Origin of the sequence: Trichocoleus sp. DQ-A1, assembly GCF_039961955.1 — a bacterium.
GTDB lineage: Bacteria > Cyanobacteriota > Cyanobacteriia > Cyanobacteriales > FACHB-T130 > FACHB-T130.
The window spans coordinates 73901-85924 of the sequence record NZ_JAMPKE010000012.1 but is presented as its reverse complement, the minus strand read 5'-3'; the positions used below and the strand labels follow the sequence as shown (position 1 = coordinate 85924).

Here is a 12024-nt window from a genome sequence, read left to right as displayed (position 1 = left end):
TTAAGAAGTGTATCTGCCTGATGGTGGAATGGTGACAAAGTGATCGGCTATACACAAATTTAAACTCAATATTTCATTCTTAAGATAGTGGCACAAAACTGTTTTTATAATAACTAGCTTGTCAAATCTCCGTCATCAAAGTTCAGGCTATTTTAACTTTTCAAATATGATTTACGATAGATGCCGAATAACCAAAACAAGAATATACTAATCCAACCAAAAAAAAGAAAAGTCCTAAGGTTTTGAATCTTTTCTATCTTTGGATAGAGCTAATAAAAATTGGACGTTATAAAAAGGATAAATAAGGGGGATCTCTCAAAAGAGAGATGAATCTACTCGACAGAGATGACTATCTTCGAGATAGATTCCGATCCTATGATTATTGAGTGGAGAACAAAAGAATGGTAACGACACTAGATGATACCAAGCGCATAGCGATTGGCATGAAGTTGGCAGATATGAAAGCGCTGCAAAACTTGCTAATTGCTAACGAGCAAAAGTTCATCTCTGCGCTCGCCGATGATGATCTTCGCAAGCGCATACAAGATATGCTTGATGACGATCAGAAAAACCTCGGTGTTCTCGATACTGTAATTATTCAGTACGGTGTCAAAGCCGAACCCAAGGAATCCACAACCAAGATAATTGGTGAAGCTCAGAAACTAATGGAAAGTTCTGAACTGACTTTGTTTGAAAAAGTATCTCAGCATGAATTGCTTAAGCATAAGCAAACCATGACGGGTCTACTGATTCACAAAGCTGCTCAAGTAGTTGGTGCTGATGTTGAAGCTGCCATTACTCCCTTGAATACCGTTAACTTTGAGAACCGCGCTCACCAAGAGCAACTGAAAGGTATTCTGGAAATTCTGGGTGTTCGCGAACTAACCGGACAAGAAGCCGATCAAGGACTGTGGGGACGGGTTCAAGACGCCGTTGCCGCATTATCAGGGGTATTTGGTAGTGCTGTCACCCAAACCTCCGACCGTTCTGATATGACTATCGGTGAAATTCTTCGCATGGATCACAGCAAGGCGAAGACCTTGTTTATGGAAATTGAGAATTCCAACGACGCTCAAAAGATCCAAGAATACTTCGGTCAGCTTTACAAAGACTTGATGGCTCACGCTAAAGCCGAAGAGCAAGTTGTTTATCCAGCAGTGCGCTCCTATTATCAGGACACGCAGGATCTGTATAACGAGCAAGCTGAGCAAGCTCGGATGCTGGATGAAATTAAGGCGATGAGTCCTTCTTCTTCTGAGTTCAAAGCGAAAGTTCGTCAGCTAAGCGACGCTACCAACCATCACATTAATCAAGAAGAGAACGAGATGTTCGCTAAGCTGCGCGATAATTTCAGCAGCGAGCAGCAACAACAAATGGCAACCGAGTTCAAATCTGTTAAGAGCAAGCTACAAGACCAGATGGCAGCTTCTAGCAAGTAGTAGTGCGCGCGAACAGAATTAACTCTGTAGGGAGGTTTGGAACGTAGTTTCCCTATAGTTAATAAGTGCGATCGCTAACTGCCATCGCTGGAAGAAAGCAATTAAATCTAGGAGGGTCTATAAGCTATCCTCCTAGATTTATTTTATTGACGAGTTAATTTTTCTTGAGCGCGTAACTTTACGTTTTCTATTGAAGGAATAAAGTATATTTATCATCTTTTAGGTATGAGATACCATTGGTTCAGCTCTCCAGCTTTTTAGAGAGGCCGAAGAACTCACGTTCACAAATCATTTACAGCGATATATTCTTTAAACTTGTTTAGATGAATTAACCAATATACTCAAGAACCCTAATTTTGCAAACTATCAAAAGTAGAAGTTTTAATAATTTGAATTCCAAATAAAAATCTATAAGTTAAAAGTATTTATCTCCTCTATAAACCATACTTTTGGATTCAGTCGCGGGAAAGATGAATTACCTTAAGAGATTGTGAGATTATTCATAAAGATTCAAAAATCATAATATTTCAAAGAAGGAACAAAAATGGTATCAACACTGGACGATACAAAGCGCATTGCGATCGCTCAAAAATTGGCAGACATGAAAGCGACGCAAAATTTAATCATCTCTAACGAGCAAACACTGCTCGGTTCCACTCCCGATCAAGATGTGCGCGATCGCTTGCAGAATATGCTCCAGGACGACCAGAAAAACCTGGGCGTTCTAGAAACGGTAATTGTTCAGTACGGCGTTCCCTCTGAACCCCACGAGACAGTTCAGGAATTTGTTCAGAAGACCCAAGAATTAATGTCTGGTGATAAGCTGTCTCTCTACCAGAAATTAGTTCAACACGAACTCCTGAAGCACGCTCAGGCGATGAGCGGTATCGTAGTTCACAAAGCTGCTCAAGTCGTGGGTGCTGATATTGAACTGGCGATTGGACCTTTAAATGCTGTTAACTTTGAGAACCGCGCTCACCAGGAACAACTCAAAGGACTGCTAGAACTCGTGGGTGTCCGCGAACTGACTGGAAAAGACGCAGATCAGGGACTGTGGGCACGAGTTCAAGACGCTGTTGCAGCCTTGTCTGGTGTGTTTGGTAGTGCCGTCACCCAAAACACCGATAAGCAAGATATGAACATCCAGACGCTCATCCGCCTGGATCACAATAAGACCAACACCATCTTTACAGAAATTGGGGCTACTGACGATCCTCAAAAACTCCAAGAGTATTTTGGGCAGCTCTACAAAGATTTATTGGCACACGCTCAAGCCGAAGAAGAAATCGTTTATCCCAGAGTTCGCTCTTTCTACGGGGACGACAATACTCAAGAGCTGTACGATGAGCAAGCCGAGATGAAGCGGATGTTGGATGAAATTAAAGCGATCAACCCTGCTTCTTCCAAAGACGAATTCAAATCAAAAATTAAGCAGTTGATGGATGCGGTTGGCGATCATATTCGTCAAGAAGAAAGCACGATGTTTGCAGCCATTGACAACAATTGCAGCACCGAACAAAAAGAGCAAATGTCTAGCGAATTCAAAGCTGCCAAGAGCAAAATTCAGCAAGAAATGGCAGCTTCGACGAAGTAATCGGAAGCACACTCAACCTCTAAAGCCATACCTCTCTAAACTTAACTGACGTTTGCACTCCCACTACTTACGTGGTGGGAGTTTTTTTGTTTCACTAGGTAAGTACACGCCCCCGCACTAGAAGGGTAGGTGTACATAAACAAAGCCTGCCTACGCAGACTCAACTAAAAATTCTTCAGCCTACGGGGAGCAGCTTTTGTACGCACAAGACCCACCTTTCAACGTATAGGCGTATACCCTAGGATGCATCCCATCGCTAACTTCTAACATCTATCAAAAAACCCGTTCTCTAACCAGAAAACGGGTTTCTATTCTTTCAAGAAAAATCGGTAGTCATCTCAGCGTTAAGCATTGACAACATCGCCACCGTTGGGATGCAAAATCTGACCGGACATATAAGAAGAGTCGTCTGATGCCAAAAAGACGTAGCTAGGTGCAACTTCTTCTGGCTGTCCAGCCCGTTGCATCGGCACTTGTTTACCAAAAGAGGCAACTTTTTCCTCTGGGAAAGTTGAGGGAATGAGCGGCGTCCAGATGGGACCTGGGGCGACGCCATTCACGCGAATTCCCTTTTCCACCAGAGATTTTGAGAGCGATCGCGTAAAGGCAACAATGGCCCCTTTAGTAGACGAATAATCGAGCAGCTGCTGATTCCCTTTATAAGCTGTCACCGAAGTGGTGTTGATAATCGCGCTGCCTTCTTTGAGGTGCTTGAGTGCAGCTTTCGTCAAGAAAAACATTGAGAAAATGTTAGTCCGGAACGTGCGCTCAAGCTGTTCGGCAGTGATGTCTTCGATGCTTTCTTGAGGATGCTGTTCGGCAGCGTTGTTAACAAGAATATCGAGTTTCCCAAGCTCCGCAACCGTATTTTCTACAGCCTGCTGACAGAATTTTTCGTCACCAATGTCGCCAGGAATCGTAATACATTTGCGCCCTTGTTCTTCTACCAGCCGTTTCGTTTCTTGGGCATCATCGTGTTCGTTCAGATACATGATTGCCACGTCAGCGCCTTCTTTGGCAAAAAAGATAGAAACTGCGCGACCAATGCCGCTATCACCGCCAGTAATCAACGCCACTTTATCGCGTAATTTGTTACTACCTTGATATTTACTATCGTCTGCCTTGGGGCTAGGCGTCATTTCTGATTCGGTACCCGGTCGATGGTCTTGATGTTGGGGTGGTTGTAGCTGTTGTTCTGCTGGCATTAGTGTGTCCTTAAACTGTGTCTAAAAAAATGAAATCCAGAGAAGATTTCTTGTTTCTATTCACCCAACACGCTAGCAACCCTCCAGATTGACTTAATCAATCTGGAGAGGGAAAAGAAAAGTGAATGTAGTTAACTTTTTGTTGTAAATTGACTGGGCAATTCTTTTTGATCGAGATCCGTAATCGGTGGGCCATTGAGTACCTCACCCGTAGGGCTGAAACGTCCACCGTGGCAAGGGCAATCCCAAGTTTTTTCGGCGTTATTCCAGTCAACAATGCATCCAGCATGAGTACACACCGGAGAAAGCGAACAGAGATAATCTGTCTCGTCGCGGTAGACGGCATATTTCTTCCCGTTGATGTCAAGAATTTTGCCTTCGCCTGGTGCTACGTCCGAGGGTTCGTTGCCCTCTGATTTAAAAAGCCGATCCGCTACAAAGTGCTTGGCGACGCCCAGATTCTCCGTCACAAACCGCTGGGCGCTGGCTAGGATATTCGCGCGATTGGGGTCGTAAAGGTCGCTCCAGGGATTCGTCCGTCCCAGAATCAAGTCGCTTGTTAGCATCCCGCCAACGGTGCCGAAGGTCATGCCGTTGCCAGAATAGCCGGTAGCAACGTAGATATTAGAATTCGCTGCGGTTTTCCCGATATAGGGTAGACCATCGACCGGCTCGTACAATTGAGCTGACCAGCGATAATCGATAGAGGCGACATCATAGAGCGATCGCGCATACACTTCCAAGCGCTCGAAACACGCCTCATTATCCACATCCTCACCCGTCTTGTGGTCTTCACCGCCAATAATCAGCAGGTCTTTGTAGCTGCGTGTATAGTGATACGGCTCCTCGGTATCCCAAAACAGTCCTGGCGGTAATGGCGATCGCAATCTCACCCCGATAACGTAAGAGCGATATGGGGCAATTTTCGTGGTCATTACATACAAGTCTGGGAGGCTGTTCAAATTATGAATCGGCGTATGAGTAGCAATAATCACATCTAGTGCCGTTACCGTCCCCTGTTCGGTAGAAACTCGACTCGGCTTGTCTCCGGTGATATCGACAAAAGATGACTGCTCAAAAATAAAACTGCCACCACCGTCAATCGCCTTCGCAAGCCCTTGGAGATAGGGAATCGGGTTAAACTGCGCTTGATTGGGGAACATCACCGCCGCTTCTATCGGAAATGGCAGTGGCACATCCTTGGTCAAAGCAGCCGGAATCACTAACTTGCTAACCGCTTCCGCCTCTGACTCAATTTCAGACACATCCTGGGATTTTTCAGTGTAAAGATATCCCGGCACTCGCTGAAAATCACAATCAATCTTCTCTTCTGCCACAAACTTAGCAATGCGTTCAATCGCCGCACGACTGGATTCTGCTACCAGCTTCGCATCCGTGTCGCCCAAGGAGGAAATCAGGTCTTGGTAGCGTTCGTCAGCAGCTTCGGTGAGGTGGGCAGTCGTATAGCCGGTGACACCACTGCCAATTTGCGATCCCTCGATTACTGCAACCCTTAATCCAGCGCGTTTCAATAGCAACGCAGCGGTTAAGCCAGTAATGCCGCCGCCTACAATGGCAACATCTACGGTAATATCACTGGTCAATTGCGGGTATTTTGTCCCTTCTGTAGTGTCGAGCCAAACAGAGACGGAGGTTCCTGGTAAATTCATTCAGCGTTCTCCTGAGACAGTATAAATTTTTATATCTAGCGCTTTACCTATTACTGGGATAACGTCTGAAGGCGGAACCTGGTATCTGTAATTAGAAGTAAGTAAACTCTGATACTTTTCCCAGCAGCAATCAACACATAGCTAGTTGATTTTCATTACAATAAGATATAAAAGTTTCTTTTTCAGCAGAAGTCAAGTTACCTTTTCGCAAGTTAAGTGGAAAGAATTAAAATGTCTAAATTTTTTAAGACTCTACTTTTATATAGTCCAGCCGTTTTGGGAATGGCCTTGCTGTTAGCAAACAGTGCAGTTGCACAGGAAGCGATTCCCAATAATCCAAATTCTCGAATGCCACCTCCAACAGAGCGTTATGGGTGTCTCAGTGGAAATGGCGATGGAACTTTTCAAGGCAATCGGCCTGTAACTCGGTATGAATTTGCTGCCGGTTTAAATGCCTGCTTAAATCAAGTTGAACAACTCATTGATAATCCTGCTGGAAATCGAGTTAATCAAGAAGGGTTAACGGTTCCAAGAAGCCAATTAGAAACCTATCGATTAGAGTTGGAGCGTTTGCGTAATCGAGTAGATAAGCTGGATACCCAGACAAGAGAACAGTCGAGCCAGTAGTTTTTTAAAAACAGAAAAAAAGAGACGGTTGTGATTGAGGAACTGGGTTGCTAATCCAATACTTCTCGATTAGTGATGTTACATGCAAAGAAAGCCCCCAAACCCTCTTTTAAAGCTACCGTATACGCACAAGACTTCTTTAACTTGCAAGTCCCGTTTTGATCCCCCAACCCCCCTTAAAAAAGGTGGCGAATTAAGTCAAAGTTCCCCTTAAAAAGGGGGATTTAGGGGATCAATCAACTTTTTGCCCCTTAACCAAAGATGTGCGTACACCGTAGCCTTAAAAGGGGAGCTAAGACCGAATCGCAAGTGTAGGTAGCGCTAAGACAAGTAAATTATCTAACTCCGATAGGATTGAGACCGTTAAACCGCAACCATTTCTTGATGCTCGATTTTCGTTCCCAAAAGTTTCAAGAATTCTGCCAACCAGTTAGGATGAGCAGGCCATGCAGGTGCCGTTACTAAGTTACCGTCAACCATTGCCTCGTCTGGTGGAATATGCACGTAAAGCCCACCTGCCCGGTTAACATCCGGGCCGCAAGCGGGGTAAGCGGTGCAACTTCTGCCTTCTAGCACTCCCGCTGCCACCAAAACTTGCAACCCGTGACAAATTGCGGCAATCGGTTTATTTGCTTCGGCGAAGTGGCGCGTGATTTCTAATACTTTCTGGTTCAAACGGATATATTCTGGCGCACGTCCACCAGGAACGACTAAGGCGTCGTATTCTGTCGCTTCCACTTCATCAAAGGTGGCATTTAAGGTGAAGTTGTGACCGGGTTTTTCACTATAAGTTTGGTCGCCTTCAAAGTCATGGACTGCGGTTCGCACCTTATCTCCAGCTTTCTTATCGGGACAAATTGCATGGACAGTATGCCCAACCATTTGTAATGCCTGGAAAGGCACCATTACTTCGTAGTCTTCAACAAAGTCACCGACGAGCATCAAGATTTTTTTTTCCGCCATTTTCCTAACTCCTGTTTGATTGCTTGGATGTTGCAGTCTGTGGCTCCATAATAGAACCCATAAACAGCAAACTTCCAGTATCATCATCCCGAATCGCGCAGAAAAACGGGCGGTCAACCACCATGCTAAAGGGAGGGTCGGGGGGACCGAATGAGGCTTCTATACCAGTTGCGGCGGCGGCTTCGGTTCCTTCTTCGTTGACTTCGAGAAAGGTTTTATGGATGACGCTGGCAATGGCAATGTCTTGGGCAGACATCTGCTGGAAACCTCCTTCAAAAGCCATTCCCATCCCCAAGGCAATCAGGGCATCATTGAGTGCTACTTCATACTCTAGCTGAAAGCGGGGTAAAACAAGTGTTCCTTCCTCTCGCCAGAATTGGTAAATCCATTGATTCCAGTTTTCAGCGTTCAGATTTTTGTGGAATGCTTGCAAGTTTGAGTCTTGATCTGGAAGGAAGATGTACATACTCACCTGTTCACTACCGTAGGGTAAATTAACCGCCTGAAAGTTCTTACCTTGGTAGTAGCGGTAGGTTCTGTGCTGAGACATCATCGGGTACTGTTTCTGCGTCCCATCAAGTAATGTAAAGGCTCTATCGTGTGTATTTTCTTTATCGAAAGGGCTTGCCCAAATACCTTTAAAATAGATAGCGTTAATTAGGATTAAAACGGTTTGAGGATCAAGCTTTTGGAGAATTGTCTCGATTTTGCCGTGGGTGTTTTCGCTTACCCAGTTGTTAATAGTTGCCAAAGCAGCGGAACTGCTAAAGTCCAGGTTGGTTACTTTTGCACCGTAGAACTCTTGGGTTCGCTTCAAAAAATCCCGTTTAAATTCCACATTCTGATTCGCCCAAAGCGAATTAGCGATCGCTAACTCCACCTCGTTATCCAGATTTTCTAGCGATTGTTTCAACTGTAAGTTAGCTTCGTTGACTTGTTGCAAGCTCATTTCTTGCAATTCCAGCGCGATCGCCATTGCCGCTTGTGTCTGCCCCACACTGCCGTTGTAGGTCATTGAGAGCGCGATCGCTATGCTTGCTGGAGAAACAAAAATGTTTTTGTCAGGCTCCTGCTTTGTAAGTTCCCTAAATAATTTAAAGGCAAATTGAGTATTCGCTGCGACAAGCTTGTTATTAACCATTGCATCGTTTCCAATAATTACAGCGAACCGGGAAATGAGCAGTTATCAAAAAACTTAAGGTAACTTGTAGCTAGAGACTCGCACGACTAACTCGCCATCGCGGGGATTGCGGCTAAAGATAAATGCGCCTTCTTCCTTTTCGCCTCCGGAGAGAAAGTCAATTTGTTGTTCGCCAGTTTCTTCAACTTTCCCATTAACCCGCAACTCGGCAATAATCTGGACTGATTCAGCAGTTTCTCCACCAGTATTCGTCACTTCAAAAGGGATGTAGAATTGCTCTTGAGTTTGACGAAGTTCTCTTTCCTTCGCGGTGACTGATAGAGTCGGGGGTTCATTTTTCTGGGTTGCCCAGTCATACAGCACCAGTCCTACGAGTAGCGCCACAATAGATGTCGCGATCGCAAAGGAAACCCATTCTGCAAGCGATCGCGGCGGTCGTTGCTGTTGGGATGAATCGCTATCTTGATTCGTTTGGCTCATGCTAGCAACCTTCCTGCTGCGCCACCTACAGTGGCTGGGAGTCCTAGTAACAATGTATAGCTCAACCACATTTGCCACGGATCGTCAAAGCTCAGCTGGTGGAAGAACCACAACATAAATGTGGCTGCCAGAAGCGACACTAAATAGGAGCAAACAGTTTCGCTTAAGGGACGTTGAAAAAGTCCTTGCTGTTGTTTCCGTTGTTGTTGATTAGTAAAGCCAGCCTGAAAGACAATCCCATAAGAAATTAACAGCGAGGCAACAATAATCGCAATCAGCCACGGAGGGGAAGAAGCAGCGACTAGCATGGGAATTTCGTCAGTAGGCGCAATGTTAAAGGCAATAATCGTGGCACCAATCAAAGTACCCCCAATATCTGCCAAGGTCGCATTGAGACGGGTTTTGTCTGGTTGTGGGGGATTTTCATCGCTGTTAGGAGATTGATAGCGATCGCCACTTAAAAAAGAACGCGCTAGCGCCACACCCAAAGCAAACGGTACACTCTCGAAGATTATTTTTCCTAATGCTTCACCCAAAGAGGTATCGAAGGTGATTTCGCGCAATAAAATTAGGATACTTGTCGCGCAGACGACGCCGATAGCGATCGCTTCAATGGTATCCATTACGGCTTCACCCGGTCGAATATCCTTATATTTGCGAAAGCCTTCGGTGCGATTGAGCAAGAAAACGACGATAAACGTGGCAGCGATCGCAGCTAGCATCACCGGCGGTTCCGTGAACGACCCAATCCACCAGACTTCCATCGTGTACAGTAGCGGAATTCCAAATAAAAACCCACCGGCGGCACCCCGAAGTAGGTCATCCCATTCTTTCGACCAAATTTTTTCGGGATTATGTTTTCGAGCGCGTTTAATCTTCATTAGGGGGGCATCGACTTTTCATCCGCTTATGCCAAGCCAAAAGTCATTCTCAAGCAACCAAGCCAGAGGCAATAACAGATGAAGCTAGCGGTAAGCCGTTCGTCAACTTATCCCTTAAATGTTATCAAATCCTGACTCTTGAATAAGCAGTCCTCTTTAAGTTGTAAATTTTTTTAGCAACCGCGAAGACGCACTAGCGAAGTCATGCGCGTTAGCGCTATAGAGTGCAAAGAAAGGGTAAGAAGAGAGATCCAAGATTTTATGAATGAAAGAGGACTGCGATTGCAATCCTCTTTGAGTTGTGAAGAAACAAGCTGCTCCAGGACGCACGGCAAGATCCACGAGAACAGAGAATTTGACAACTGCTGCAAGGATTGCTGTCGAAGCTGACAAAAGCTAGGAGGAAGAGAAGATTTTGAATCGTTTGTTTTCCTAACTCCTGGCTTTTCTACCCGATTTTTAAGTTGTTTTACGCCATCTTTTCCCAAACTCATCGAGGGTTGCTTTCGGAATCTGCGTCTGAAGCCACTCCAGCGCATCATCTTGATGAGGCAAGCCTTGGTAGTATTTGCACATATTCACCAGATTAACTGGAGGCACTTGCGTGGGGTTGGTGAGCGCATTCCAGGTAGTTGTTCCCACAACTCCATCCGCCTTTAACCCTTGGGATTTCTGAAAAGCAATCACAGCCGTTTCTGTGCCCGTACCAAAACTACCATCAATGGGACCAGGATTAAAACCTTTGTCCTTCAAAAACTGCTGCAATTGTTTGACTTTTTCTCCTCGCGATCCAACTCTTAAGGAACCATCGTCTGTCGGAACACCGATTGCACTCAACTTTTGACGAACGGCTTGACGCAAACGGGGTAGTTGAGCGTATAACCAATCACCAGGGCAATCAGTGGCAGAAAAATCTCGATGCCCTTTGATATTATCAGGAGAAATTTTGCAGGAACTGCAAATTGAAACGCATAAATCGACTAAACTATTCCATTGTTTTTCACCCATCTGATGGGTCATGAATCTGCCTTCATTTTCAATTCCCGGCGATTCATTGCCTAGAGCACTGCCAGCATGAGACGAGCGAATACACAAACCTCGTTTAATTTTTGCTAAAGTGCCATTTCTTCCTTCTAGGAGAACGCCGTCCGTTGTATTCAAAAAATTATGACCGGAATCCCACCAGCCGAAAACATCCATGTGGGTATTCTGAACACTTTTGGCAAATTTTTTCGCTCCATCCACAGTTCCTTTCGATATATGGCTGGGGGGATTGGGCGTATCGGTATGGTGAACGATCACGTATTTAGGTGTGGTTTCCTCTGACCACTGTTTGGGGGGTCTGGCCCCCCACTCCTGACATGAAATAACGCTAGCGGTAAAAGGCATGTTGAAGATGTCCTGTAAAGTTGACGGCAGATGAATAATGAGCGTGATGGGACAAACCACAAACGCTTTCTCTAGCACTGCCAGCATCGTTTGTAACCTAATAACTATGCCGCAGCAAGGTAAGTAGCAATTTTTTCACATTTCTTGATAGCTCAGATTAAGTGAAATTCTTGGAGTGCGGGTAAAAAGTTTTGGTTTTCGTGACTGGGGCGGCTGAGTTTGATGAGAGCAAAGCGTTGGGCGGGAGTGAGTTCTGCCCATTGTTGGGGTGTCAGTATTGCTCCAAATTCTGCTGCCTTTTCCTGAATGTTAGCCGGTATTTTTGTAGCATCCATCCAATCTGGATGAGGTTCTATCGGAAGGTCGCTGGGAGAGACGCCTGTGTGTTCTACAACGAATTGGTGCAGTAATTTCCGGTAGGCTTGAGCTTCATCTGTTGTGGTACAGGGCATCTCTACCAGGGTTTGTCGTTCCGCTTGACTAAATTGGTGCCAGTGAGGCAATTTTAGTTTGACGCCGCAAGTGTCTAATTTCATCCGCACCTGCATCGGAATGCAACGCAAGGACTCTACAAAATCTGCTTCAAACTGAAAAAAATTATTGGTGGATTTGTCAGTCTTCATTCATTTTCTGGG

General features: G+C 45.2%; 11 protein-coding genes. 3 read left to right on the top strand and 8 right to left on the bottom strand.

Going from position 1 to position 12024, the window contains the following annotated elements; translation table 11 throughout:
* The first annotated feature begins 401 nt into the window (after positions 1–401).
* Both NDI33_RS13985 and NDI33_RS13980 read left to right on the top strand, forming a co-directional pair.
* Positions 402–1439, top strand: a complete 1038-nt coding sequence (locus NDI33_RS13985) for a hemerythrin domain-containing protein (RefSeq protein ID WP_190415051.1) — start codon at positions 402–404, stop codon at positions 1437–1439.
* A gap of 544 nt (positions 1440–1983) precedes the next feature.
* Positions 1984–3033 carry a hemerythrin domain-containing protein gene (locus NDI33_RS13980; protein WP_190678903.1) on the top strand — a complete coding sequence of 350 codons (1050 nt, stop codon included), beginning with the start codon at positions 1984–1986 and terminating at the stop codon, positions 3031–3033.
* 344 nt (positions 3034–3377) lie between these two features.
* Here the strand turns inward: NDI33_RS13980 and NDI33_RS13975 are convergent, their stop codons facing one another.
* Complete coding sequence (locus NDI33_RS13975; RefSeq protein WP_190429986.1) at positions 3378–4238, bottom strand: SDR family oxidoreductase; 861 nt, start codon at positions 4236–4238, stop codon at positions 3378–3380.
* Positions 4239–4369: 131 nt separating this feature from the next.
* Positions 4370–5908: an FAD-dependent oxidoreductase gene (locus tag NDI33_RS13970; RefSeq protein WP_190678897.1), complete on the bottom strand. Its 1539-nt coding sequence runs from the start codon at positions 5906–5908 to the stop codon at positions 4370–4372.
* A gap of 231 nt (positions 5909–6139) precedes the next feature.
* Here NDI33_RS13970 and NDI33_RS13965 point away from each other — a divergent pair, with 231 nt between their 5' ends.
* Positions 6140–6535, top strand: coding sequence for an S-layer homology domain-containing protein (locus NDI33_RS13965; protein WP_190678896.1), 396 nt, complete (start codon positions 6140–6142; stop codon positions 6533–6535).
* Positions 6536–6898: 363 nt separating this feature from the next.
* Here the strand turns inward: NDI33_RS13965 and NDI33_RS13960 are convergent, their stop codons facing one another.
* The 6 genes from NDI33_RS13960 to NDI33_RS13935 all read right to left on the bottom strand — a co-directional run bounded on the left by NDI33_RS13960 (position 6899) and on the right by NDI33_RS13935 (position 12012).
* Positions 6899–7498, bottom strand: a complete 600-nt coding sequence (locus NDI33_RS13960; RefSeq protein WP_190678895.1) for a DJ-1/PfpI family protein — start codon at positions 7496–7498, stop codon at positions 6899–6901.
* Positions 7499–7502: 4 nt separating this feature from the next.
* Positions 7503–8639, bottom strand: a complete 1137-nt coding sequence (locus tag NDI33_RS13955; protein WP_190678893.1) for a serpin family protein — start codon at positions 8637–8639, stop codon at positions 7503–7505.
* Positions 8640–8693: 54 nt separating this feature from the next.
* Positions 8694–9119 carry a TIGR02588 family protein gene (locus NDI33_RS13950; RefSeq protein WP_190440019.1) on the bottom strand — a complete coding sequence of 142 codons (426 nt, stop codon included), beginning with the start codon at positions 9117–9119 and terminating at the stop codon, positions 8694–8696.
* Positions 9116–10000 carry a TIGR02587 family membrane protein gene (locus NDI33_RS13945; RefSeq protein WP_190678891.1) on the bottom strand — a complete coding sequence of 295 codons (885 nt, stop codon included), beginning with the start codon at positions 9998–10000 and terminating at the stop codon, positions 9116–9118. The genes NDI33_RS13950 and NDI33_RS13945 overlap by 4 nt, the downstream gene beginning before the upstream one ends.
* A gap of 459 nt (positions 10001–10459) precedes the next feature.
* The gene (locus NDI33_RS13940) at positions 10460–11476 is read right to left on the bottom strand and encodes a peptidoglycan-binding protein (RefSeq protein WP_242033283.1); all 1017 of its coding nucleotides are present in this window, start codon (positions 11474–11476) and stop codon (positions 10460–10462) included.
* Positions 11477–11541: 65 nt separating this feature from the next.
* Positions 11542–12012 (bottom strand): nitrate reductase associated protein, encoded by a 471-nt coding sequence (locus tag NDI33_RS13935; RefSeq protein WP_190415882.1) that lies wholly within the window; start codon positions 12010–12012, stop codon positions 11542–11544.
* Positions 12013–12024: the final 12 nt, after the last annotated feature.

Bases quoted from the DNA above. Each gene is read 5' to 3' on its own strand.
- NDI33_RS13935 (WP_190415882.1), bottom strand. From the start codon at position 12,012: ATGAAGACTGACAAATCCACCAATAATTTTTTTCAGTTTGAAGCAGAT.
- NDI33_RS13970 (WP_190678897.1), bottom strand. From the start codon at position 5,908: ATGAATTTACCAGGAACCTCCGTCTCTGTTTGGCTCGACACTACAGAA.
- NDI33_RS13985 (WP_190415051.1), top strand. From the start codon at position 402: ATGGTAACGACACTAGATGATACCAAGCGCATAGCGATTGGCATGAAG.
- NDI33_RS13955 (WP_190678893.1), bottom strand. From the start codon at position 8,639: ATGGTTAATAACAAGCTTGTCGCAGCGAATACTCAATTTGCCTTTAAA.
- NDI33_RS13945 (WP_190678891.1), bottom strand. From the start codon at position 10,000: ATGAAGATTAAACGCGCTCGAAAACATAATCCCGAAAAAATTTGGTCG.
- NDI33_RS13940 (WP_242033283.1), bottom strand. From the start codon at position 11,476: ATGCTGGCAGTGCTAGAGAAAGCGTTTGTGGTTTGTCCCATCACGCTC.
- NDI33_RS13950 (WP_190440019.1), bottom strand. From the start codon at position 9,119: ATGAGCCAAACGAATCAAGATAGCGATTCATCCCAACAGCAACGACCG.
- NDI33_RS13980 (WP_190678903.1), top strand. From the start codon at position 1,984: ATGGTATCAACACTGGACGATACAAAGCGCATTGCGATCGCTCAAAAA.
- NDI33_RS13960 (WP_190678895.1), bottom strand. From the start codon at position 7,498: ATGGCGGAAAAAAAAATCTTGATGCTCGTCGGTGACTTTGTTGAAGAC.
- NDI33_RS13965 (WP_190678896.1), top strand. From the start codon at position 6,140: ATGTCTAAATTTTTTAAGACTCTACTTTTATATAGTCCAGCCGTTTTG.
- NDI33_RS13975 (WP_190429986.1), bottom strand. From the start codon at position 4,238: ATGCCAGCAGAACAACAGCTACAACCACCCCAACATCAAGACCATCGA.